Origin of the sequence: Kribbella sp. NPDC049584 (genome assembly GCF_040675555.1) — a bacterium.
Classification (GTDB): domain Bacteria; phylum Actinomycetota; class Actinomycetes; order Propionibacteriales; family Kribbellaceae; genus Kribbella.
In genome coordinates this window covers 468,320-491,282 of the sequence record NZ_JBFAPF010000003.1, presented here as the reverse complement: position 1 = coordinate 491,282, position 22,963 = coordinate 468,320, and the positions used below count along the sequence as shown (strand labels likewise).

At 68.2% G+C, this 22,963-nt stretch carries 22 protein-coding genes; 15 read left to right on the top strand and 7 right to left on the bottom strand.

The genetic code is table 11. From position 1 onward, the window contains the following. Positions 1 to 13: 13 nt before the first annotated feature. From AB0J62_RS14110 to AB0J62_RS14095, 4 genes are all read right to left on the bottom strand, one after another. The gene (locus tag AB0J62_RS14110) at positions 14 to 946 is read right to left on the bottom strand and encodes a polyphosphate kinase 2 family protein (protein WP_363869177.1); all 933 of its coding nucleotides are present in this window, start codon (positions 944 to 946) and stop codon (positions 14 to 16) included. Positions 947 to 1,047: 101 nt separating this feature from the next. Beyond that, a complete protein-coding gene (locus AB0J62_RS14105) occupies positions 1,048 to 3,834 on the bottom strand; it encodes a cation-translocating P-type ATPase (protein WP_363869173.1) in 2,787 nt (928 codons plus the stop codon). Between the two features lie 17 nt (positions 3,835 to 3,851). After that, positions 3,852 to 5,087 carry a SulP family inorganic anion transporter gene (locus AB0J62_RS14100; protein ID WP_363869171.1) on the bottom strand — a complete coding sequence of 412 codons (1,236 nt, stop codon included), beginning with the start codon at positions 5,085 to 5,087 and terminating at the stop codon, positions 3,852 to 3,854. 13 nt (positions 5,088 to 5,100) lie between these two features. Then, on the bottom strand, positions 5,101 to 6,642 hold the full coding sequence (locus tag AB0J62_RS14095) for a DUF2252 domain-containing protein (RefSeq protein ID WP_363869168.1): 1,542 nt from the start codon (positions 6,640 to 6,642) through the stop codon (positions 5,101 to 5,103). A gap of 278 nt (positions 6,643 to 6,920) precedes the next feature. Here AB0J62_RS14095 and AB0J62_RS14090 point away from each other — a divergent pair, with 278 nt between their 5' ends. The 4 genes from AB0J62_RS14090 to AB0J62_RS14075 all read left to right on the top strand — a co-directional run bounded on the left by AB0J62_RS14090 (position 6,921) and on the right by AB0J62_RS14075 (position 9,823). Further along, positions 6,921 to 8,219: a diacylglycerol kinase family protein gene (locus tag AB0J62_RS14090; protein ID WP_363869165.1), complete on the top strand. Its 1,299-nt coding sequence runs from the start codon at positions 6,921 to 6,923 to the stop codon at positions 8,217 to 8,219. A gap of 46 nt (positions 8,220 to 8,265) precedes the next feature. Then, positions 8,266 to 8,850, top strand: a complete 585-nt coding sequence (locus AB0J62_RS14085; protein WP_363869162.1) for a phosphatase PAP2 family protein — start codon at positions 8,266 to 8,268, stop codon at positions 8,848 to 8,850. Continuing rightward, a complete protein-coding gene (locus AB0J62_RS14080; RefSeq protein WP_363869159.1) occupies positions 8,847 to 9,308 on the top strand; it encodes a DUF6069 family protein in 462 nt (153 codons plus the stop codon). The genes AB0J62_RS14085 and AB0J62_RS14080 overlap by 4 nt, the downstream gene beginning before the upstream one ends. A gap of 95 nt (positions 9,309 to 9,403) precedes the next feature. Continuing rightward, entirely contained in the window at positions 9,404 to 9,823 is a 420-nt protein-coding gene (locus AB0J62_RS14075; protein ID WP_363869156.1) for a hypothetical protein, read from the top strand. A gap of 24 nt (positions 9,824 to 9,847) precedes the next feature. Here the strand turns inward: AB0J62_RS14075 and AB0J62_RS14070 are convergent, their stop codons facing one another. Further along, on the bottom strand, positions 9,848 to 10,465 hold the full coding sequence (locus AB0J62_RS14070) for a hypothetical protein (protein WP_363869153.1): 618 nt from the start codon (positions 10,463 to 10,465) through the stop codon (positions 9,848 to 9,850). Positions 10,466 to 10,475: 10 nt separating this feature from the next. Further along, positions 10,476 to 11,654, bottom strand: coding sequence for an AI-2E family transporter (locus AB0J62_RS14065; RefSeq protein ID WP_363869150.1), 1,179 nt, complete (start codon positions 11,652 to 11,654; stop codon positions 10,476 to 10,478). Between the two features lie 241 nt (positions 11,655 to 11,895). Between AB0J62_RS14065 and AB0J62_RS14060 the strand changes: the two genes are divergently transcribed. From AB0J62_RS14060 to AB0J62_RS14030, 7 genes are all read left to right on the top strand, one after another. Then, positions 11,896 to 12,306, top strand: a complete 411-nt coding sequence (locus AB0J62_RS14060) for a hypothetical protein (protein WP_363869147.1) — start codon at positions 11,896 to 11,898, stop codon at positions 12,304 to 12,306. Next, the gene (locus AB0J62_RS14055; RefSeq protein WP_363869142.1) at positions 12,290 to 14,347 is read left to right on the top strand and encodes an alkaline phosphatase family protein; all 2,058 of its coding nucleotides are present in this window, start codon (positions 12,290 to 12,292) and stop codon (positions 14,345 to 14,347) included. Before AB0J62_RS14060 ends, AB0J62_RS14055 begins: the two co-directional genes overlap by 17 nt. A gap of 55 nt (positions 14,348 to 14,402) precedes the next feature. Further along, the gene (locus tag AB0J62_RS14050; RefSeq protein WP_363869139.1) at positions 14,403 to 15,998 is read left to right on the top strand and encodes a phospholipase D-like domain-containing protein; all 1,596 of its coding nucleotides are present in this window, start codon (positions 14,403 to 14,405) and stop codon (positions 15,996 to 15,998) included. Position 15,999: 1 nt separating this feature from the next. Beyond that, positions 16,000 to 17,088 carry a hypothetical protein gene (locus AB0J62_RS14045; protein WP_363869136.1) on the top strand — a complete coding sequence of 363 codons (1,089 nt, stop codon included), beginning with the start codon at positions 16,000 to 16,002 and terminating at the stop codon, positions 17,086 to 17,088. Positions 17,089 to 17,176: 88 nt separating this feature from the next. Continuing rightward, positions 17,177 to 17,743, top strand: a complete 567-nt coding sequence (locus AB0J62_RS14040; protein ID WP_363869133.1) for a hypothetical protein — start codon at positions 17,177 to 17,179, stop codon at positions 17,741 to 17,743. Continuing rightward, on the top strand, positions 17,740 to 18,222 hold the full coding sequence (locus tag AB0J62_RS14035; protein WP_363869130.1) for an RDD family protein: 483 nt from the start codon (positions 17,740 to 17,742) through the stop codon (positions 18,220 to 18,222). The genes AB0J62_RS14040 and AB0J62_RS14035 overlap by 4 nt, the downstream gene beginning before the upstream one ends. Positions 18,223 to 18,232: 10 nt before the next feature. Continuing rightward, positions 18,233 to 18,652, top strand: a complete 420-nt coding sequence (locus AB0J62_RS14030) for a hypothetical protein (protein WP_363869127.1) — start codon at positions 18,233 to 18,235, stop codon at positions 18,650 to 18,652. Between the two features lie 34 nt (positions 18,653 to 18,686). Here AB0J62_RS14030 and AB0J62_RS14025 read toward each other — a convergent pair whose 3' ends face one another. Continuing rightward, positions 18,687 to 21,146: a LuxR C-terminal-related transcriptional regulator gene (locus AB0J62_RS14025; protein ID WP_363869123.1), complete on the bottom strand. Its 2,460-nt coding sequence runs from the start codon at positions 21,144 to 21,146 to the stop codon at positions 18,687 to 18,689. Between the two features lie 399 nt (positions 21,147 to 21,545). Between AB0J62_RS14025 and AB0J62_RS14020 the strand changes: the two genes are divergently transcribed. The 4 genes from AB0J62_RS14020 (at position 21,546) to AB0J62_RS14005 (ending at position 22,957) form a co-directional block, all read left to right on the top strand. After that, entirely contained in the window at positions 21,546 to 21,812 is a 267-nt protein-coding gene (locus tag AB0J62_RS14020; protein ID WP_134101504.1) for a hypothetical protein, read from the top strand. Then, entirely contained in the window at positions 21,799 to 22,062 is a 264-nt protein-coding gene (locus AB0J62_RS14015) for a hypothetical protein (protein WP_363869119.1), read from the top strand. Before AB0J62_RS14020 ends, AB0J62_RS14015 begins: the two co-directional genes overlap by 14 nt. Positions 22,063 to 22,161: 99 nt before the next feature. Continuing rightward, on the top strand, positions 22,162 to 22,608 hold the full coding sequence (locus tag AB0J62_RS14010; RefSeq protein WP_363869116.1) for a DUF6325 family protein: 447 nt from the start codon (positions 22,162 to 22,164) through the stop codon (positions 22,606 to 22,608). Between the two features lie 10 nt (positions 22,609 to 22,618). Continuing rightward, entirely contained in the window at positions 22,619 to 22,957 is a 339-nt protein-coding gene (locus AB0J62_RS14005) for an SHOCT domain-containing protein (protein WP_363869113.1), read from the top strand. Positions 22,958 to 22,963: the final 6 nt, after the last annotated feature.

Sequence of the window (22,963 nt, the reverse complement as noted above, 5' to 3'; positions counted from 1 at the left end):
TCCTCTCCTCGGTCTACGCGTCGTGCTCGAACGGATCGGCCGCCGCGCCCGCCGGGGCCTGTGCTTCGAGGTCGCGCCTGATCTCCTGCAGCGCTTCGCGTGCCTTCTTCCCGACCGTGGGATAGCGAGGGTCGATCTCGATCAAGGTGTTCGCGAGCACGGCGCCCGCGGCGATGCGCCCGTACCACTTGCGGTCGGCGGGAATCACGTACCAGGGCGCCCAGTCGGTGCTGGTCCGGGACAGCATCGTCGAGAACGCGCGCTGGTAGTCGTCCCAGTAGTCGCGCTCGCGGATGTCGGCCGCGGAGAACTTCCAGTTCTTGTCGCGCAGGTCGATCCGGCGCAGGAAGCGGGTGCGCTGCTCCTCCTTGGACAGGTTCAGGAACAGCTTCACGATCTTGATGCCGTTGTCGTTCAGGGTCCGTTCCCACTCGTTGATCTCGCGATAGCGCCGTTTCCACAGCCCTCGGCGGGAGCCGGGCGGGAGTTTCTGCCGGTCGAGGAGTTCCTCGTGCACGCGGACGACCAGTACTTCCTCGTAATGCGATCGGTTGAAGATGCCGATCTGACCGCGAGCCGGTAGGCGCAGCCCGTAGCGCCACAGATAGTCGTGATCCAGCTCCTCGCTGGAAGGGACCTTGAAGCTGCTCACGGCCACACCCTGCGGATTCACTCCGGTCATGACGTGGCGGATGGTGCCGTCCTTGCCGGCGGCATCGAGCGCCTGCAGCACCACCAGCACACCGTGGGTGTGCTGTGCGTACAGCCGGGACTGGTATTCGGCGAGGAGTTCGATGCCCTGCTTCAGCAGCTTGCGGCCGCGCTTCTTGGAACGGATCGTGCCCCTGAAGTCCGGCTCGAAATCCTTGGCCAGGTCGACCTTCGAGCCCGGTTCGACCCGGAAGGGCTCGATGAAGTCGGCGATCCGCTGCTCACGAGATGTCATGCGTTGTCTCCTGCCTTCGCATCCACCGGCCGACACCAGTCGACCGCCGGATGGAACGCTGTGCATCACCCCGTGCGGACGAGCCGGACGCCGGCGGGGACCTAGGCTCCAGCCGCGCTCCGCGCACGGGCCGGCGCGACGGCGTGCTCCGGCGCGAGAGTCGTAGGCCGCTGCTGCCCTCGCCTCCTGACCACCTTGTCCAACTCGACGACGATCGGCAGGAGCGCGGCCAGGCCGACGCAGGTGAGCCATTGTCGCGGAGAGAGCGAGACCGTGAGCAGCCCGCTCTGGAGCGTCGGGAGCTGGGTCGCCAGGAAGAGCAGGACGACGGGAATCAGGCCGATCGCCAGGGCCTTCACAATCGGTGGTGTCACACCGCTGGTCGGGTCGCGACGGTTGACCACGGCGTTGAACGTGGTCCCCAGGCCCATCACCACGAACGTCATCGTCATCGACACGCTGCCGTGCGTCGTACTCGGCTCGTCCGGTCCCGCGACCAGCGGCAGCAGGGTGGCGACGAACAGCACCAGGGCATAGCAGATCCACCTGATCACGGCGCTCCGGTTCGTGATCGGTACGCCGGCGTCGCGCGGTGGCCGATGCATGACGTCGGGATCGCCGGGGTCGACGGCGATGATCACGACACCGACGGCGGTGGCGAAGAACAACAGGAACAGCACCATCGGCGGAGTCATCGCCACCCCGTCATTGATATCGAACACGGTGGCGGCGAGGAAGAGGAAGACCAGCGACAGCAGTTGCGTCATCTGGTAACGCACGTACGAGACAACCTTGTCGTAGATGCGCCGCCCGATCTCCACTGCGTGGACGAGGGTGCCGAAGTTGTCGTCGGTGAGCACCATCCGCGCGGCCTGCTTGGTGACCTCGCTGCCGCTTCCCATCGCCACCCCGATGTCGGCCTGTTTGAGGGCGGCCGCATCGTTGACCGCGTCGCCGGTCATCGCGACGATCATGCCCTGCTCCTGCATGACCCGGGCGAGCCGCAGCTTGTCCTCGGGGGTGACCCGTCCGAACACGTGCAATGCGGGCATCTGCTGCTTCAGCTGCTCGTCGGTGAGCGCCACCAGTTCCGTGCCGCTGATCGCTCCGGGACCGAGGCCCAGCTGCGCGCCGATCGCCTGAGCCGTGACCGCGTGGTCACCGGTGATCATGCGTACGTCGATGCCGGCCGTGAGCGCCGTACCGACCGCGCTCTTGGCCTCCGTGCGCAGCGGGTCGATGATTCCTGCCAACCCGACGAACGACAGCCCTTGGGTCAACGACATCGGATCGTCGGTCATCGCGGTCAGCTCGTGGTCGGCGACAAGGCGGGCCGCGAACGCGAGGATGCGCAGACCCTGGCGGCCCATCCGGTCGTTGGCCGCGGCGATGCCGTCCTGCGACTGCGCGATCGGGACCTGCGAGCCGCTGAGTGGTCCACCCGCCTGGCTGCAGCGCGCAAGGACGACGTCCGGTGCGCCCTTGATCAGCTCCATCACCTGCTCGACGCCGTCGACGGTCACCCGGTGGAACGTCGCCATGAACTTGTACTCGGAATCGAACGGGACCTCCGACAGCCGCGGGTAGCTGCGCCGGGTCTCGTCCGCGTCGATGCCGAGCTTCGCGGCCAGCACCACCAGCGCCGCCTCGGTCGGGTCGCCGATCACCGACCCGTCGTCGCCGACGACCGCGTCGCTGTCGAGGGCCAGCCCGAGGCCGAGCCGGGTGAAGTCGGGCACCGGGCCGCCTGCCACCGAACGGATCGCGCCGCTGGTGCGGTATCCCTCTCCGTCGACGGTGAACCACGTCCCGTTCACGTACAACGTCGAGACCATCATCTGGTTCAGCGTCAGCGTCCCGGTCTTGTCGGTGTTGATCACGCTGGTCGCACCGAGAGTCTCGACGTCGGTGAGGTTCTTCACCACGGCTTTTGCCTCGGCCAGCTGCTTCGCACCGAGCGAGAGCAGGCCCGAGACGAACGCCGGCATGCCGGTCGGGATCGCCGAGATGGCCATGGCGGTACCGAGCAGCAGCAGGTCCTTGGCCGGCGTCCCACGGATCAGGCCGACGACCACGATCAACGCAACCGAGCCCCAGGCAACGACACCGAGGATCTTCGTCAGCGAGTCGAGCTCCCGCTGCAGCGGTGACCGGGTGCGCGTCACCGAGGTCAGCATCGTCGCGATCCGGCCCATCTGCGTCTGCATTCCGGTCGCGGTGATCACGATCGTGCCGGTGCCCCGGGTCACTGAAGTGCTCTGGAACAGCATGTTGGTCCGGTCGCCCAGGCCGACGTCGGACGAGGCCAGCGCGCCGGTGCCCTTGGCGATCGGCGCACTCTCTCCGGTCAGCGCGGCCTCCTGCGCCTCGAGCGTCGCGGAACGGACGATGCGACCGTCGGCGGGCACGATGTCGCCCGCCTCGACCTGCACGATGTCGCCCGGAACCACCTGCGTGGCCGCGATCATCGCCACGTCGCCGTCGCGAACCACCCGCGCCTGCGGTACCTGCAGGTTGGACAGGGCATCGACGCTTGCCCGTGCCGTCAGCTCCTGGCGGGTGCCCAGTCCCACGTTCAACAAGATGAGCAGGGCAACGATGATGCCGGTCGAGAGTTCCCCGATCACCAGGCTGACGACGACGACGGCGACCAGCATGAGGTTCATCGGGTCGCGCAGCTGCTGAACGGCGACGACCCAGAGCGAGGGCGGCTTCTCCGCGGCGATCTCGTTCGGACCGTACGACGAGAGCCGGCTCGCCGCCTCGGCTCCCGCAAGCCCCGCATCGGCATCGGAGCCGGCCGCGGCAACCACCGCGTCGGCCGCCAGCGCGTACGGAGCCGTCTCGACGCCGGTCGCCGATGACGCTGCCATGCCGGTCTCGCTCATGAGTCTCTTTCTCCTGTCTAGGGACCATCACGGCGTGCTAAACGGGCGGGGTCTGCCGGCCCCTGAGTCGGCACAGGCATCGCAGCCGGGTCAGCGCGGTAGGCGCGGAAGGCCTCCACAAGCGTCGGGAAGATGTTGTCCTCGCCGATCGCGTCCAGCGTCTGGTAAGCACGCAGCGTCGCAAGCAGTTGGCTGTCCGCCCGGACCAGCACGAAGCGCGCGTTGTGCGCCTGGCAATACTTCACGAGGCTGCCCAGTGTCACGCCGGCCGAGTAGTCGATGTCATCGATCGCGCCGCAGTCCAGCACGACCCAGCGGACGGGGTCAGGAGCGCCGGAGATCACTGCCTCGAGGTCGTCGGCGAAGCGGTTGGCGTTGGCGTAGAAGAGTTCCGCGTCGTACCGGAACACGATCAGGCCGGGCAGGCTCTGCGCCCCCGGCACCGCCGGCTGATAGGTCGGTTCGCCGGCCCGGTCCTGACCGATGACGTAGTCACCCGGAGTGTACTGCCGCCGGACGAGGTCGAGCAGTGAGAGCAGGACGGCGAGGATGATTCCCTGCTCGACGCCCACGGCGAAGACCGTGATCGTCGTGATGAGAGCTACTACGAACTCGTTCCTGCGTCGCGTCCACAGCCGCCGGAGCCCGGGTACGTCGATCAGGCTGACGCCGATCAGGAAGACGATCCCGGCGAGCACTGCCTTGGGCATGTCCGCCAGGAGCCCGGTGAAGAACAGCGTAAACAGCAGCGCGGGCGCCGCCATCGCCGCGTTGGCGAGCTGGGTGTGCCCTTTCTGCTCGTCGAGGATCTGCGTCTTGGTCGGGCTGCCGTTGACCACGAACGTGCCGCTGAGGCCGGCGGCGCTGAGGAAGTCTCCCACGAAGCCCAGTCGCAGCAGCCGCGCCAGGATCAGCAGCACACCGCAGACGAGCGCCGTCAGGCTCGTGAAGGCGAGCCAGTCGGGCGATCCGGGGGTGACCCCGGCGATCCCGAGACCGGTCAGCCCCGCGGCGAGCACCGCGGCGGTGGCCGAGTCCGCGCCGACGACGAGCAGCCGCGACGAGCCCAGCAGGGCGAAGACGAGTGTGGGGAAGATGATGGTGTACAACCCGGTGACGATCGGCGTACCGGCGATGGACGTGTAGCCCATCACCTCGGGGATCGCCACTGCCGCCAGCGTCAGACCGGCGATGACGTCGCGAGGCAGCCAGGCCCGGTGGTAGCCGCGCAACGACTCGGGCATCAGCTTCATGCGTCACCCCGGGTCATACCTGCTGGATGGCTTCGATCCGGTGCGTGCTGATCGCATTGGTGAAGTCTGCGAAGTCCTGCTCGTTCTGGGCGGCGTACCGCTCGGAGAAGTCGGTGATCGACAGGTCGAAGGCATCGTCGTCGCCGAGATAGGCGGCGATGGACACCGCGTCACCCGATCGTGCGTGCGCACGGGCCAGCGTCCATCCGCAGATGCGGGCGTAGAAGGCCAGGGTCGCGGGCGCCATCAGCTCCACGAGCGCAGAACCCTTCATGTCACGCAGTTGACGCCAATAGTAGTAACGATCGGCCTGCACCCCTTTGGACCAGCCGAGGAAGATGTCGCTGCTGGCCTGCATCAATCGCTGGCCCTGGACCACTCGCTCGCCCGGTTGGCTGTACGCACTCTTGCGCAAGGGCCCTTCGAGCACCGACCTGGTGGCTTCCTTGACCTGGAGGAACAGCGGATCGTCGCGGTCACGGCCCTGGAGCAGGACGATGAACGCCCGGGTTCCGACACTGCCGACGCCGACGACCTTCCGGGCCCAGTCGATGATCTCGAACCGCTCCAGCAGTTGCCGGACGTCGGGCCGAAGGGTGGAACGGTAATCCCGGAACAGGTCGAAGACGACGTCCTCGAGCTCTCCGGGCTTGATGCCGTACGCCATGTGCAGGTCCCGGGCCGGCACGATCACCGGCGGGGCGCTGGCGATGCGGTAGCGGCCGTCGACCTCTTCGCCGAGCTTGGTCAGCGCCTGGTCGCTGTTGCGGGAGTGGGCCTTCAGCGCGTTCTTCTCGAACCGCCTCGTCGCCTCTTTCCGCTGCTTGCTCGTCATGCTGGTCGTGCCGTCGGTGCTGCCGTTGCGCTTGTCCTTGCCTTTGTCCCCGTCCTTGTCCTTGCTCTTGTGCTTGCCCTTGTCTTTGCCCTTCTCCCTGCTCTTGCCCTTGGAGTCGGGTCCGGACAGGAACGCGGCGACCGATTGCTTGATCTGCTCCTCGGAGGTGTGGGCGTACCACACGTCGAGGGTTTTCATCGAGGCGAAGTCGGCCATCGCCTCGCGGTAGGACGTGACCGCGGCCTTCGTGATCGCACGGGCGTCCGACTTCGAGCACCCGTTGTTGAAGGCCGCCACCGTGAGACTCGCGGCCAGGCGCTTGACGTCGTACTCGAACGGGCCCGGAAGGGTCTCGTCGAAGTCGTTGATGTCGAACACCATCGTTCGCTCCGGCGAGGCGTACGCGCCGAAGTTCGACAGGTGCGCGTCACCACACAGTTGCACCTCGAGACCGGAGGTCGGCGTCTCGGCGAGGTCCGCGGCCATGATCTTGGCAGCACCGCGGTAGAACGTGAACGGTGATGCCATCATCCGGCCGTGCCGCACCGGGACCAGGTCCGCGTCACGCCGGGCGTTCTGCTCCTCGATGAGTGCGACCGGGTCCGGCCGGTCGGGGGCCGGCATCCATCCGGTATGACTGTCCGGATTGGCTCGCGCGCGCGCCGCCAGACCGCGTGCGCTGCGCTCGTCCAGAGTCAGGTGTTCAACAGTCGTCGACATGGTCGGCCGCCCTTCTCGCCGTCGCCGGCCCGGCTCGTCGGACGAGCCCGGTCCCCAGAGTGCGATCCGCGTACTCCGGCGACGATTCAGCAGAACCCGGGGTCGTCGCATCACCCCTCAGGGAGGATCAGACCCCGCGGTCGTCTTCCCGGTCGGTCCGGGGGACGGATCATCCCGGGTGTGGGATGCCTCGGGGGCCTAGGCCGCACAGGATGGGCCTGGCGTCGGGACTCGGCGCCGGAGCGGAGATTCTGAGGCGGGCCGATGGGGTGGAACGCGTGAGGCGCCGGATGGCGGCGGTTGTGGCGCTGCTGGTAGGGGCGGCGACGGTCGTGCTTGCCGTGACGGTCGCCGTGATTCATTTTCCGCGGGGGCTCGGTGTGTTGGCCTGTGTGGTGATCGCTGCTGTCGCGGCCTGGTTCGGCCTGTTGCGACGCGGGATCGCGCGCGTGGTGGGGCTGGCCGTGGCCGCGGTGGCGCTTGCCGGTGCGGTGGTCGTTGTTGTCGTGAGTGGGAAGTTCGGCCTCGATCTGTTGGTCGTGGTGGGGCTCCTGGTGACCTTGGCAGCAACTCGAGCCAGCTTTTCCGCGCACGTCGATCTGTCGCGCGTGCCACCCCCGGAGCACCCGGTGCTGTTCTTCAATCCACGGTCCGGCGGTGGGAAGGCCGCACGCTTCGCCATCGCCAAGGAGGCGCGCGACCGCGGCATCGAGCCGATCGAGCTGAAGGGCGGGGACGACCTCGAAACCCTGGTCCGCGACGCAGTCGCCCGGGGCGCCGACGGACTCGCCATGGCCGGCGGGGACGGATCGCAGGCGATCGTCGCCGCGATCGCGGCCGAGCGCTCGCTGCCGTACGCCTGCGTGCCCGCGGGTACGCGCAACCACTTCGCGCTCGACCTCGGGGTCGATCGCGACGATGTGATCGGTGCCCTGGATGCCTTCGTCGACGGCGGCGAGCGGGTCGTGGACCTCGCCGAGGTCAACGGCCGGGTGTTCGTCAACAACGTGTCGCTCGGCCTGTACGCCGAGGCCGTGCAGCGCACCGGGTATCGCGCCGCCAAGATCCGCACCCTGCTCGACACCGTTCCCGACGCGCTCGGTCCTGGCGGTAGCGAACTCGACATGCGCTGGACCGGCCCGGGTGGTGACGGACACCGTGGCGGCGCGGCCCTGCTCGTGTCCAACAACCGGTACCGGCTCGGTCGTGCGGTGGGTTCCGGCACTCGTCCGCGCATCGACGACGGCGTACTCGGCATCACCGTCATGGGGGCGTCCAAAGGTGGCGATCCAGGGCAGCGTCAGCGTCCTTGGCGCGAGTGGTCGGCTCCCTCCTTCGAGGTCGATGCCGATCGCCAGCTACCTGCAGGCGTCGACGGGGAGGCGCTCGTCCTCGACACACCGCTGCAATTCCGGATCCGGCCCGGAGTTCTCCGGGTACGCATCGCACAGCACCACCCCGGTACGTCGCCGTCGGCACTTGCTCCCGAAGGCCTTCGGGACGGCTTGGCCGAGCTGGTGCGCATCGCCCTCGGCCGCGACCGGGCAGCGGTAAGTTCAGCGACCCGGAGGCACTGATGCATCTGACCGAGGTCGGACGCCCCATGGTGACGGAAGCCGCTGCGTGACCGACTCGCTGCACCGTCTCGCCGGCTACGACCGCGCCGTCTACCGAACGGTGGCGCGGTTGTCGACGCCGGTCCTGGACGAGCCACTGCGGCGGGTGTCCAACCTCGCGAACTTCTCCAAGCTGTGGTTCCTGGTGGCCGGTGCTGTCGCACTGTGCGGCGGCCCGCGCGGCCGGCGTGCCGCGTTGGCGGGCCTCACCGCGATCGGTGCGACCTCCCTCGTGGTGAACCAGCCGATCAAGAAGCTGGTGGGCAAACGCCTCCGGCCCGACCGGCCGGATCTCGGCGTTCCGGTGCAGCGGTGGGTGCGCATGCCCTCTTCGGGATCCTTCCCGTCCGGGCACTCCGCGTCCGCGGCGGCCTTCGCTGTGACGGTCGGCGCCGTGCTGCCCGGGCTCCGGCCGGCGCTGCGGGTGGTGGCGTCGGTCGTCGCGTTCTCCCGGGTGTACACGGGTGTGCACTACCCCAGCGACGTTCTGGCCGGGGCGGCCGTAGGAGCGCTGTTCGGGCGGTTGACCGCGCGGCTGGCGCTCCGCCGCTGGCCACCAACGCAGCCGAACGACAAGGAGGACGTGTCATGACAGTTCACCCGACGCAAGGTGATGCGAACGCGGTGGCCGGCGGTCGGCTGTGGGCCGGCGGCGCGGCCACGGCCGTCGTCGCCGCACTCATCGCGGTTGTCGGCATCCTGATCGCTCGCGGCGTCTTCGGCGTACCAGTGCTCGCACCCGAGGGCGAGGGCACCTGGGGAGACGCGGACACGGCCAAGTACGCGATGTACTGCGCCATCGCCGCGCTGGTCGCCACCGGCCTCCTGCACCTGCTGCTGATCTCCACACCCCGGCCCCAGAAGTTCTTCAACTGGATCATCATGCTTGCCACAGTGGCGGCAGCGCTGGCTCCCTTCGCGACCGAGAGCACGACGTCCTCGAAGGTTGCGACGGGATTGATCAACCTTGCCGTCGGGATCGCCATCGGCACACTGCTGGGTGGAGCGGCGCGCTCGGCGACGCGCGAACGCCGCACAGGTCCGCAGTAGCCGGACACCTCGGCATCTCACCCTCGCAGGACGATGCGGTGCCGGGGTCCGGCGGGCATCGTCGTTCAGGAAGCCGACCAGGAGGGCGGGGGACGATGACGTACAGCGACCTGGACAGACCGGACTCAGGCAAGCATGTTCCCAGCGGGGCGGTGGGCGGCATCGCGTTCGCCGGGTTCACCCTGCTCATCATCGGCACGTTCTCGACGGTCGCCGGGCTGGCCGCGATCCTCGACGACGATTACCTGGTCGTCAGCCGGCGCTACGCCTTCGACCTGTCCACCGTCGGGTGGGGCTGGATCCACCTGGTGCTGGGGATCGGCGCCATCCTGGTCGCCGGCGGCGTCTTCGCCAACAGGGCCTGGGCGGGAACGGTCGCGATCGTCATCGCCGGCCTGATCGCGTTGGACTACTTCTTCTTCATTCCCTACCAACCGGCCTGGTCGCTGGTGGTGATCGGGCTCAGCGTGTGGATCATCTGGTCCATCACACAGGCCCGGGGGAGCGATATCTGACTCCCCGGCGAGACCTGTGCGAGATCAGGATCTGTGGTGCACCGCTGCCACGTGCCGACGCGGCCAGCGCGCGTGGCGGCTGAGCGCGCGGACGGAGAACTCGCCCAACTGATAGTGCGGGTCGGACGAACCGGCCGGCGACTCGGGCGAGCCGAAGGCGACATCCTCGATGGTGAGCCGTGATCCTCGGCTCAACGCATCGTGGTAGCCGACGAGCCGCCGGTCCACCCGAAGGTACGTCTTGCCGCTGGTGTGCCAGTCGAATCCCAGTTCCACGAAGCTCGAGCTGGGGTTCGGCAGCTGGCCGATGTCGTGCCAGACCCGGTGGACGCGGACGCGGACCAGGGCTTGGAACGTGGTCAACGGTTCGAGGCTCAGCATGAACTCCTCGCCGAGGCGGATGATCCGCACGGACGAGCTGACAGCTCGACCGGGATGCCTGAACCGCACGCTGCAGCTGACCCCGACCACATCGAGCAGAGGGGTTTCCAGGACGTACTGGAGACTGCGGCCCGGTGCGATCAGGATGATGCCTTCGGACGGGCTCAGTGCGAGCGAGCCCGGCGACAGGCTCCCGGGCAGGCCCTGAAAGGATCCGGGGTTGCGATCCACGAACCCGTGCAGCAGAACTGAGCGCCACATGGCGACCTCCTCATCCGACTTGTTCGGCGGGGACTTCGTCCGGAGGGAGCTCCGCCGGCGCTGCCGGCGGAACCTGTTCCGGGAGTGGGCCACCGGAGATCAGGCCGGCGAGCCAGTGCGTGGAGGGGGCGGCGTCGAGGAGCAGTGCCTTGACCAGGAGCGACAGCGGAATGGCCAGTACCGCGCCCAGCGGGCCGAGGAGCCAGGCCCAGAAGACCAGGGAGAGGAAGGTCAGGGTTGTCGACAGCCCGACCGTGTCGCCGACGACCTTCGGCTGAATGACCGACTGGATGATGAAGTTGATGACGCTGTAGGCCACGATCACCCATAACAAGGTTGCCCAGCCCTGGTCGAGAAGTGCCAGCAGCGCGGGCGGGATCACGCCGATGAAGAATCCGACGTTGGGGATGTAGTTGGTGATCAGCGCGAGCAGTCCCCACAGCCAGGGCAGCGGGATGTCCAGCAGGTAGAGGACCGCGACGTCGAACACTGCCACGATCAGGCCGAAGACGGTGGAGACGATCAGGTAGCGCGTCGTACCTCGCGTGAAGCCGGTCAGAGCGGCGATGACGTCCGGCCTGACCTGTGCCGCCTGCTTCAGGCGGGCCGAGAAGTTCGCGGCGTCGATGCCCATGAAGAACAGTACGGCGACGGTGAAGGCCAGCAGCGAGAAGACCCCGAGGAGTCCGCTCAGCCAGCCTTGCAGGGTGTCGACGAACTTCCCCAGGTCGAGCTTCTGCAAGGCTGCCTGGAGTTGTTCTTCGCCCACGCCGCGGTCGGCCAGCCAGGCGCGGGTATCCGCGACCAACTCGGCGAACTTGTCCTGATACGTGGGCAGCAGGCCCGCCAGTTCGGCGACCGAGTAGGCCAGCATCGCCGCGACTCCGAGCAGGAAGGCGTTCACGACGACGAGTGCGATCAGGCCGGCCAACCATCCCTGGACGCCTCGCCTGACCAGCGACCGGCGCAGTGGACCGACCGCGATCGTGAGGACCAGCGCGAGGAAGACCGGACCGACGATCTCCGCGAAACTGCGGACTCCGGCGGCCGTCACGACCGCGGCCGCAGTGCCGAGGAGGACGACGACTCCGCGCGGCAACGTCTCGGGGGCAGGCAACGTCTCGGGGGCAGGCGGCTGGTCGGCTGCCGACACCCTGCCGTCGGGGGAGCCCGTGGAGCCTGCGGACATCCTCGCAACCTCCCTGTCCGACCGACCTGGGCTTCGAAGATCGCTCAGATCGTCGTGGCCCGGCATCACCCACCTGGGATGAATAGTTCACCGGGCGGCGACCGTGCCATCCCGCGGAGTCGTCCCACTGCACAGGTCCCGGATGTCGTCCGCCAAGGGTGACGCACCGACGGTCGGCGCGGTCCTACTGTCGACGCGCACTCGGCGTCCGTCGAGGACCTGGCAGGAGAGGTGGACACAGATGACCGACGACCGCGCTGTCAAGTCGCAGGCCGACTCGGGCTGGGCGATGAGCGGAGTCGCCTTCGCCGCCACGATGATGCTGATGATCGGTGGCTTCCAGGTGATCGCCGGCCTGGCCGCGATCCTCAACGACGAGTACTTCGTGCGGGTCAGGGGCTACGCCTTCGATCTGGACATCACCGCCTGGGGATGGATCCACCTGATCCTCGGCCTGGCGCTCATCGCGGCCGGGGTCGGCCTGTTCTCCCGAGCCGTCTGGGCCGGTGTCGTCGCCCTCTTCCTGGTGGTGCTGAGCGCGATCGACAACTTCTTCTTCATTCCTTACCAGCCGTTCTGGGCGCTGCTGCTGATCGCCCTCGACGTGTGGATCATCTGGGCGCTGACGCGTCCGCGTGCCCTCCGTACGTGACGGCCGGACGACCGTGTCCACGCCGCTGGTCCGCGCCGGCGATCTCGGCCGGATCGTCGCGACCTATGTCAGCTCGGTCCTCGCCCTCGCCTTCGCGGCCGCTGTGCTGCCAGGTCTGCGGTTCTCATCGTTCCCGCAGCTGCTCGCCTCGGCCGCGGCGACGTTGCTGGTCGGTGCGCTGGTGCGACCGTTGCTGGTCGCCGCGAGCGCCGCGGTCGGATGGCTTGCGGTACTCCTGGTGGCGGTGCTCGGACAGGCCGTGATCCTCGCGGCGGCGCTCACCCTGATCCCGGGGGTCGAGGCGGACTCGTTCTGGGTCGTCCTCGCCGCGGCGTGGATCGCGGCGGCCACGGCGACGATCGTTGCGTGGCTGTGCACCTCCGGTACGTCGGAAGCCTTCACAGCGGCCCTTGTCCGCCGGACCAGGCGGCGGCAGAAACCGGTCGACGATCCCGAGGCTCCTGGCGTCATCTTCGTACAGCTCGACGGCGTGCCCTTCCCGGTCCTGCAGTGGAAGCTTCTTGCCGCCACCCTGCCCACCATGGGGCGCTGGATCCGCGAACGTGGCTATCGGCTGGTCGAATGGACGCCGGTGCTGCCGCCCACCACACCCGCCAGTCAGTTGGGGATCCTGCACGGCCGGATCGACGGCGTACCCGCGTTCCGCTGGTACGACCGGGCGCTGGGGCGCGTGCTGGTGGCCAACCGGACCGCTGATGCGGCCGAGATCGAGCGCCGGGCCTCCGACGGCCGCGGTCTGCTGGCCGATGGCGGCGTGAGTATCTCCAACCTCTTCAGCGGCGACGCCGAGCGGTCGGTGCTGACCATGAGCAAGATCGAGCTCGCCCGCGGTTCGGCCGACACGCGTCGCCGCGCTGCCTGGTATCTCGCCCGGCCGGACGGTTTCGCCGGCAGCCTGTCCGGGGCGATCGCTGAGATCGCGCGGGAGAGGTTCGAGTCCCGCCGGCAACGCCGTCTCGATGTTCGCCCGAGGGGAGAGCGTGGCTGGCTGTTCGCCGGCATGCGGGCGGTGACGAACGTCGTCCTGCGCGACCTCAACACCGCACTGGTGGCCGAGGAGATGATGCACGGCACGCGGGTTGTGTATGTCGACTATGTGGACTACGACGAGGTGGCCCATCACGCCGGCGCCTTGCGGCCGGAGTCGCTGAACACGCTGGATCGGCTCGATCGAGTTCTGGCGTGCTTGGAGGCCGTCGCCGCGGCAGCACCGCGGCCGTACCGGCTGGTCATCCTGTCCGACCATGGGCAGTCCCAGGGCACGATCTTCGCGGATCGGCACGGGATCGACCTGGCTACGGTCTGCTCGCAGCTGACCGCGGCACAGGTGGAAACCGTCGAGCAGTCGGTCGAGGGCTGGGGCCGCCTGAACGGCCTCCTGGCAGATCTGGCCGACGGCGGCTCCGGCACTGGACGGGTGGCCCATCATGCGGCGCTGCGGGTGCAGCACCGCGCCGCGCCGCCGGCGGTCACTACGAGTTCGGAGCTGGTCGTCCTCGGATCGGGCAACCTCGGCCTGGTGTACGCCGCTGAGGAGCGCCGGCTGACGATGGAGGAGATCACCGACCGCTGGCCGGCTCTCATCCCCGGGCTGGTGAACCACGACGGGGTCGGCTTCATCGCGGTGATGAGCACCGAGCACGGGCCGTTGGCACTCGGGCCGTCGGGTGTACACCGGCTGTCCGACGCGAAGGTGACCGGCATCGACCCGCTGGCGCCGTTCGGCCCGCATGCCTCGGCAGACCTGCTGAGAGCAGTATCGATGCCCGAGGCACCCGATCTGTATGTGAACAGCTCGGTCGACCAGGACACCGGCGAGGTATCCGCGTTCGAGGGTCTGGTCGGCTCGCACGGTGGCCTCGGCGGGTGGCAGGGACGGGGGCTGCTCCTGGCTCCGCCGGACCTGGTGGTCCCGGACCGGCCGATCCGCGGCGCGGACGAGCTTCACCGGGTGTTCGTCAGGTATCTCGAACAGCTGGGTCAGCGCAGCGGGCTGTCCCGCGATACCGCGGACGTATGAGGTAGCAAATGCAGCCAGTGGTGAGCGGCCACCCACTCGACCGAGGGATGTCACGATGATCGACGACACTGCCGGCCAGTGGTTCCTCCGACCGGACGAGCGTGGCAATCCCGGAACGGACATCGACCGGGTGGGAGACGTGGACGGATCCTGGGTCGACGGCAACCTGGTCCGGCCGCTGATCCACGGGGCGACCTACTTCCGTCGTTTGTACGAAGAGCTGTGCACGCTGCGTCCCGGTGACCGGGTCTATTTCACCGACTGGCGTGGCGACGCCGACGAGAAGTTGCTGCCCGACGGTCCGACGATCGGAACCGTGCTGGCCGATCTGGCCCGATCGGGAGTCGAAGTCAGGGGGCTGCTCTGGCGCTCGCACTCGGATCACCTGCGGTTCAACGCACGGGAGAACCAGCGGCTGGGGACGAAGGTCAACGAGGCCGGCGGTGAGGTCTTGCTCGACCAGCGGGTCCGGCATCTGTCGTCGCACCACCAGAAGTTGTTCGTGATCCGGCACAAGGGCCGGCCGGAACTGGCCGTCGCGTTCGTCGGCGGGATCGATCTCTCCCACCAGCGCCGTGACGACGCCGAGCATCTGGGGGATCCGCAGCAGGCGCCGATGGATCGCAGGTACGGCGACCGCACGCCGTGGCACGATGCGGCGCTGGAGATCCGCGGACCGGTCGTCGGCGATCTGCTCCGCACCTTCGTCGAACGCTGGGACGACGGCCATCCGCTCGACCGGCGGACGCCGTACCGGATGATCGTGCAGCGACTCGCCCGGATGCCGCGCCATCCGCAGTCGCTGCCGGAGGAGTTCCCCGATCCGCCGCCCGCGGGGCCGCACGCCGTACAAGTCCTGCGAACGTACGCCCGCAAGAGTCCGGGCTATCCGTTCGCGCCGCAGGGGGAGCGGAGCATCGCCCGGGCTTACGGCAAGGCGTTCGCCAAGGCCCGGAGATTGATCTACCTCGAGGACCAGTACCTGTGGTCCGAGCTGATCGCGCAGGGGATCCATGATGCCCTCGAGCGGTCGCCCGGCCTGCGCGTGATCATCGTCGTACCGCGGTATCCCGATGCCGACGGCCCTGTGAGCGGCCCCCCGGAACGCTTCGGTCAACTGCGCGCCGTGCGGATGCTGCGCCGTACCGCGCCCTCCCGGGTCGGGATCTACAACCTGGAGAATGCCGGGGGGGCGCCGATCTACGTGCACGCGAAGATCTGCATCGTGGACGACGTGTGGTTCACCTGCGGCTCGGACAACTTCAACCGGCGTTCCTGGACCAGTGACAGCGAACTGACCTGCGCGGTCCTGGACCCGACTCCCGCCGACCGGGATTTAGTTGCTGAGGGCACCCGTCGGCTCGCCCGCGACCTGCGGCTCGAGGTGTGGTCGGAACATCTCGGACGGCCGCGCTCCAGTCTCGCGCAGCTGGACCTGGCGACGGGGTTCGAGTTGTGGCACCGCACGGCCGCGGAGCTGGAGGCCTGGTACGCCGATGGCAGGAAAGGGCCGCGTCCGTCCGGAAGGATCCGTCCGCACGAGACGCAACCCCTGACCCGCTTGCAGGCGCTCTGGGCCGAACCGCTGTACAGGCTGATCTACGATCCCGACGGCCGCCCCCGCCGGATGCGCCGAAGTGGGGAGTTTTGACATGAGTACCGAGGTCGTCTTCTGGTGTGTGGTTCTCGCGCGCTTCGCGCTGCCGTTGCTGATCCCGTTGTTCCCGTTGCCGGCGATCATCGCCTGCCTCCTGCTCGACGGCGTCGACCAGACGATCTTCCAGATCTTCGGCGTCGAACCGCCGAACTACCAGAGCTACGACAAGGCGATGGACGTGTTCTACCTGTCGATCGCCTACCTCGCGAGCCTGCGGAACTGGAGCAACCCAGGTGCGGTCAAGATCAGCCGGTTCCTGTTCTTCTACCGTCAGGTCGGTGTGGTGCTGTTCGAGCTCACCGGGCTGCGGTTCCTGCTGATGGTGTTCCCGAACACGTTCGAGTACTTCTTCATCGCCTACGAGGGCGTGCGCACGCGGCGGAATCCGATGCGGTACGGGTTCCGGTTCTGGGTCAAGGTAGCGGCCGGGATCTGGATCTTCGTCAAGCTGCCGCAGGAGTACTGGATCCACATCGCCCAGCTGGACCTCACCGACACGATCCGCGACGTACCGTGGTTCCTCCCGACGCTCGTCGTCGCCGTGCTCGCTCTGCTCGCGGTCGTGTACTTCGTCATCCGTCCGCGGCTGAGTCCGGCCGACTGGACCTGGCGGTTCCGCGCCGATCCGCTGCCCGAGGGAATCGACGAGGCCAGTGAGCGTGCGGCGTACCAAGCCGCGCACCGGAAGGTCTTCGACCTCACGACGCTGGAGAAGGTCTTCCTGATCGGCCTGATCAGCGTGATCTTCGGCGAGGTACTGCCTGGCGTCGAGTCGAACAACCTCGAGCTGTTCCTCGGCATCGCCGGCTTCGTGGTGATCAACTCCGCGCTCGGCCTGTGGGCCGCGAGGCGCGGATATTCCTGGAACTCGGTGGCGGTCTCGTTCGGGATCGTCTTCGCGACGAACGTCGTCCTGGTGGTGCTGGCCGACGTGCTGCTGTCCCGGGGCCCGGGCCGGCTGGACCTGACGGACGCGCTGTTCTTCGTCCTCCTGTTCAGCATCCTCACGACGCTCTACGACCGCTACCGCCCGATCGCCGACTATCGCTCCGCCGCCGCTGCCCGGACCGAGGCGGAGCGCTGACTCGCCGGGAACCGAGGCGGACCGACGGTCAGGTGGTTCCTCCGCCATGGATGAGGTGGCGCCCGGCGTCGGGACGGAGCATGGTCGCGTGGGTACTTCAGAGCAGTCCGAGAACCCGCCTGACGCGCCCGCGGCGAGCCAGGACGCCAGTGTCATGATCGACGCGGCCGTCGGAGCCGCCGCACTGGCGGCGGCTGCCGCCCAGTTGGTCGGACGCCGGGTCGGGCAAGTTGTCCGCCCGGTTCGACGGCGGGTCGGAGGAGTGCTCACCCCGGTCGCCGTCGTGATCCTGCGGCCGCCCATGCTGGCGGAGCGGTACCAGGCAGCCACCTGGCTGGAGGGCCTGGCCAGGCGCGGTGGCGAAGAACGTGCGGAGTTGCAGCGCCAGCTGTCCGTCGCGCTGGACCGGATGGTCCCCGCGGTGGCAGACGAGGTACTGGCCCGGATCGACATGGCCGGGCTGGCGGAGGGGGTCATCGCGGAGGTCGATCTCGCCGAGATGATCCGGCAGTCCACCGGATCGGTCGCGTCCGACACTGTCCGTGGCGTTCGAATGCAAGGCATCTCCGGCGATGAGGCGGTGGGCCGGGTGGTGGCCCGGCTGCGGCTGCGGCGCCCCCGGGCCGAACCCGAGATGACGCCCCAGCAGCCATGAGAACGGATGTGCGGGCGTGGATCGTTCCGCGGGAGGGGCTGCAGTACCAGGGACGACGAGCGGGACTCGTGACCCGATCGATCGCCGGTGTCATCGACGGCATCGTCGTGCTGGTGGCGGTGCTGGCCGGCTATGTGGGCGTCAACGGACTGCGGTTCCTCGTGCGTCCGCGGACTTTCCAGTTCAGTGAGGCATCGCCGCTGCCGAGCGTGGCGATCGTCCTGCTGGTCCTCGCGGGCTACCTTTTCGTCGCCTGGTCGCTCACCGGACGGACCTACGGCTGCCACCTGATGGGGCTGAGGGTCGTCGGTCGTGGTGGTGAACGGCCGGGCCCGCCGGTCGCGTTGCTGCGGGCCCTGTTCTGTGTCTTGTTCCCGCTCGGACTGCTGTGGTGTGCCGGCGGCCGCCAGCACTCCGTGCAGGACATCGTCCTGGGTACGTCGGTCATCTACGACTGGAGACCCGGATCGCCACGATGAGGAGTTGACCATGTCGGACATCGACAGGCGCGTCCGTGCGCCGCACGGGGGCTGGGTGGGCCCGATCGTCTTCGCCGCCGTGGTGATGATGGTGATCGGCACCATGCACGGCTTCGAGGGGATCGTCGCATTGCTGAACGACGACTACTACTTGGTACCGAAGGACGGTCTGGCCATCCACGTCAACTACACCGGCTGGGGCTGGACACATCTGATCATCGGCACCGCCGTCCTGGTGGCCGGATTCTGTGTCCTGCTCGGTCAGGTGTGGGCGCGCGCCGTCGGGGTGATCCTCGCGGTCGTCAGCATTCTGACGAACATGGCGTTCCTCTCCGCATCTCCGGGCTGGACCACGATCATGATCGCTCTCGACGTCCTGGTGATCTGGGCGCTGACCTTCCACGGTCGTGACGTCCGGCCCAGGCACTGAGCCCGAACCGGACGGGACCGGTGGACCAGGTCAACTAGGCCTCGGGGCGTGAGGGGAGCAGTCCCAACTCCCACGCCCGCCGTACGGCCTCGTTCCGCCGTGATGCGCTCAGCTTGCGCAGGATGCTCCGGACATGGCTGCGAACCGTGTTGACGGAGACGTACATGGTGGCGGCGATCTCCTCGGTGGTGAGCAACTCGGCGAGGTACTCGAGTACCTCCTGTTCCTTGCTGGTCAAGGCTGCGGTGACGATCAACTCGGGTCGTGACACTGCCCAGCGACCGGCAGTCCGGTCGCGACCACGAGGACCCGGTGCGCGCAGCCACGGGTGATGTCTCATCAGCTCGCCGGTGGGCTGTAGCAGCGTTCGCAGCAGCGGCGGCGCCTCCGCGAACGGGCGGCGGAGCTGCTCGGGTGCAGCCAATCTGAGGGCCCGTTCCAGGCAAAGCCCGCTACGACCGGTGTCTCCGGTCCTGATCGATTCCGCGGCTTGGACGAGCCAGCCGTCCACCTGGGTTTCGAGTGCGACGACGCGCTCGGTGTCCGGGAGCGGCTGAGCGGGCGATGGCTCGCCGGCCTCGACAGCTGCTCGCTGTAGCACCAGACGCGATCCGACCTGGTCCCGGCCCGCGGACTGCTCGATCTCCGTGATGGCCTCTCGTGGCCGGTGTTGTGCCACGAGCATCTTCGCCTCGTCGATGGTCAGGGCCTGACCGAGCCAGCCACCCTGCGCGCCGTAACTGTTCCGCGCTGCCCGGAGCTCCGCGGCGGCGCGATCGATGTTGCCGCTCGCCCGCAGCAGCCTGGCCCTGACCAGGGCGAGCGCGGCAGCGAGAACTCGCGCGTCGTGGGTGGGAACGGTGTCCGCGGCACGCTGCACCATCTCTTCGGCGCTGGGTAGATCTCCCCGGTCGGTGTGCACCCAGGCCTCGGCCACGATCGCGGACTGCGGCAGTTCCGCCCCCGGTTCCGCCACCGATGCCGCGTGCGCGACGACCTCCCCGGCTCGCCGCAGATGTCCCCACGCCGCTTCGACCAGCGCGGCCATGCCGAGGAAGTCGACGAGAGCGTCGCGGGCACCGTTCTCCTCCGCGAGCGCGATCCCTTCGGTGAAGGCTCCCAGGGCCGCCGCGAAGTCTCCGCGCTGGAGCAGCACGCGGCCCTTGCTGCCGGCCACCAGGAGCCTCGGCTCTGGATGCGCGACGGCCGGCGATCCCGACCTCAGGTCGGCCTCGGCTATCAGGACCGGGACCAACCCGCTCTCAGGACGCTCGCTGCGGCTTGCGCAGACCGCTTGCAGCACCCTGATGGCGGACTCGGCCGGCTGTCGCCGGGCGGATGCCTGATGGTCCAGCAGATCTGTGGCCCTGTCGAGTTGGGATGTGCAGCGGTCGACATCGAACTCGGCCAGCGCGCGGGCGGCGCTGATGATCGCGGCCTCGGAACCGTCCAGATCGTCGGGAAAGCCGTCGAACAAGCTTGTCAACTGCTGTCGCCGGCGCCCGACGAGGAGACCGGCGACCTCGTAGTACTCCACCAGGTACCGGGCTGCGTGCTGCCACTCACCGGCCGTGATGGCGTGGTGGATCGCCTGCAGTGGCTGACCGTTCTGGGCGAACCAGGCAGCGGCATCGCGATGGAGTGCCGGGACCAGGGCAGGCATCTCGAACAGCAGTTGCGCGCGAAGGAACTCGCGGAACAGTGCCTGGTAGCTGTAGCCGTCCGCTGTCCCCGGAACAGGCTGGATGAACGAGTTGCCGTGAGAGAGGAACTGTAACGATCGACCGGCAGAAGCCTGGCCGGTCAGCACCTCGGCCAGCGCCGGCCGGACCTCGTCGACAATGCAGGTCCGGAGCAGGAACTCGCGCAGCTCCGGCGGCTGGGCATCGAGGACCTCGGTCATCAGGTACGCCGCCAGGTTTCCGGTGTCGCCACGGAACTCCCGGATGACCCGCTCCGGGTCGGCCTTCCCGGTCAGGTTCATCGCGGCGAACATCAGGGCGGCCGGCCAGCCGTCGGTCCGGGCCTGCAGTTCGGCGAGTTCCGACGTTGTCAGCTCGAGCTTGTGCCTGCGCATCAGTGCCGTGGTCTCGTCGGGGGTGAAGGCCAGGTCGGCGGCCCGGATCTCCGAAACCGTGCCTGCCAGTCGGTAGAGGTGCAAGGGCAGAGGCGGGTCGGACCGTGTCACCAGCACCATCCGGACGCGTCCGGCAGTGCCGTGGATGATGCGTTGGAGGCTTCGCCCGATCTTGGGTGTCACGGTCAGGTCGCCACAGTCCACCACGAGCACCAACACGGTGCGATCGCGGCGGGACAGATCGTTGCGCACGGACTCCAGCAGGGCCGGGGGATCTTCACTGGTCGCATCCAAGGCGATGCGCCTGACGACCGCGGCACCCTGGTACTGCGCTGCCCACGACTTCAGCAGCATCGTCTTACCGAAGCCTGCCGGTGCGACGACCAGCGTGAGCGGCCGCTGGACCCCCAGGCTCACTCGATCGACAAGCCGTGGCCGCGGCACCGTGCCCGGTGGGATCGCCGACGTTCGCGGTCCGGATCTGAGGCGACCGTAGAAGGGTGCGTCCGGCGATGTGCTGCGCCGGCTCTCCTCCCTTGCGTGCTGCTCGCTCGGCATGTCCCCTCCTAGCGACGTGCGACATCACGGAACGCTGGGGAGGCGGTGCGCGATTAACCGCACCCATCGACGAAATCACGGAATCCCCTTTAAAACCAGCGTTTTTCGTCCGATTGCCGAACAATCTGAGACTGGCTTGTATCGAGTTGAGAATGCGCGGGTCCTGCACCCGGACGGCAGTTCACCCCACAGGGATGAAGCCGTGCCACGCGACCTTTGCGAGCGTCGAACGCACACGTTGGGAACGGAGTGGGTTCGATGGTCGACGCGACGTACGAGATCCGCGTGGCGGGCGCCGTACCCGAAGAAGACCTTCGAGACATGGAAGCCGTGACGCTGGCAGTCGACCAGGTGAGCACCGTCGTGTACAGCATTCCCGACGAGTCGGCGCTCTACGGTCTGCTCGCCAGACTCCGGGCCCTGGGCATCGAGGTCGTCGAGGTGCACCGGATCCTGGGCGCTGCGTCGGAACCGAGAGAGTGGATCGACATCGATCCGGAGGGGGGAGACGATGGCAGCGCATGAACGCCGTGGCCCGACGTACCAGGTTGCCGTTCAGGGGGAGCTGAGGCCGCCCGTTCTCGTCTTCTGCGCGGGTCCGCGGGCTCATCACCAGACGTCCGGTGTCTTTCGGTTGCAGGTCCACGACCAGCAGGGGATTGCCGACCTGGTCGCGATGCTCCAGACCGCGGGCATGATGATCCTGAGTATCCGGCAGGTCACGCCGCCGGTGGTTGCAGGCAGTGGCATCACCTCCGCGAACCTGTCCTCCTGAGCTCATCCCGCGTGGGTGATGACGCCGTCCGGAGCGCGAGGGAACGTTGCGGTCAACAGGACGCAGAGTCGCGGAGATCCGTGTGGAGGGTGGAGAGTCATGCCAGACGCAGAGGTCCATGGACCCATCGACTACATACTCATCGAGTTCACGGGCGACAAGTTGACCGGTAGAGCGGCCGAGGAACTGGTGAACCTCGTCGAGCGCGGCATCGTCCACGTGTACGACGTGATGGTGGTCGGCAAGGACGCCAACGGCTCCATGTACATGGTCGATCTGGCCGAGTCATCAGGTCAGGCCGGCGGATTCGCCGACCTGAACGGTGCCCGGTCCGGAATCCTGGCCGAGGACAACCTCCGCGAGGTCGCCGGCGCGATGCAGCCCGGCACCCTGGCGGCGCTGATCGTCTACGAGAACACCTGGGCGATCCCGTTCGTCGCGGCCGCCGTGGAGTCCGGTGGCCAGATGATCGCCGGCGGGCGTATTCCGGCCCAGGACGTGATGGACGTCCTCGACGCCCTGGAAACCCTGGAATCGACGAGTTGAGGAGCCTGACATGCCACTGTTGCGAGGATTAGCGAGGACCGCGGCTGTCGCCGGCACCGCCTCTGCTGTCGCAGGACGGGTGCGGCGGCGCCAGGACGCCAAGTTCGCCAGGCAGGACGCCGCGGCCGCACCGGCGCCCGCCGCACCGGCGCCCGCCGCCCCGGCACCCACGTACGCCGCGCCGGCACCGGCCCCTACCTACGCTGCGCCGGCACCCGCTCCGGCTCCGGCATCCGACAGCACGGCCGACCGCTTGGAGCAGCTCAAGTCGTTGGGTGAGCTGAAGCAGGCGGGTGTTCTCACCGAGGCGGAGTTCCAGGCGCAGAAGGCCAAGATCCTCGCGGGCTGAGGCCTT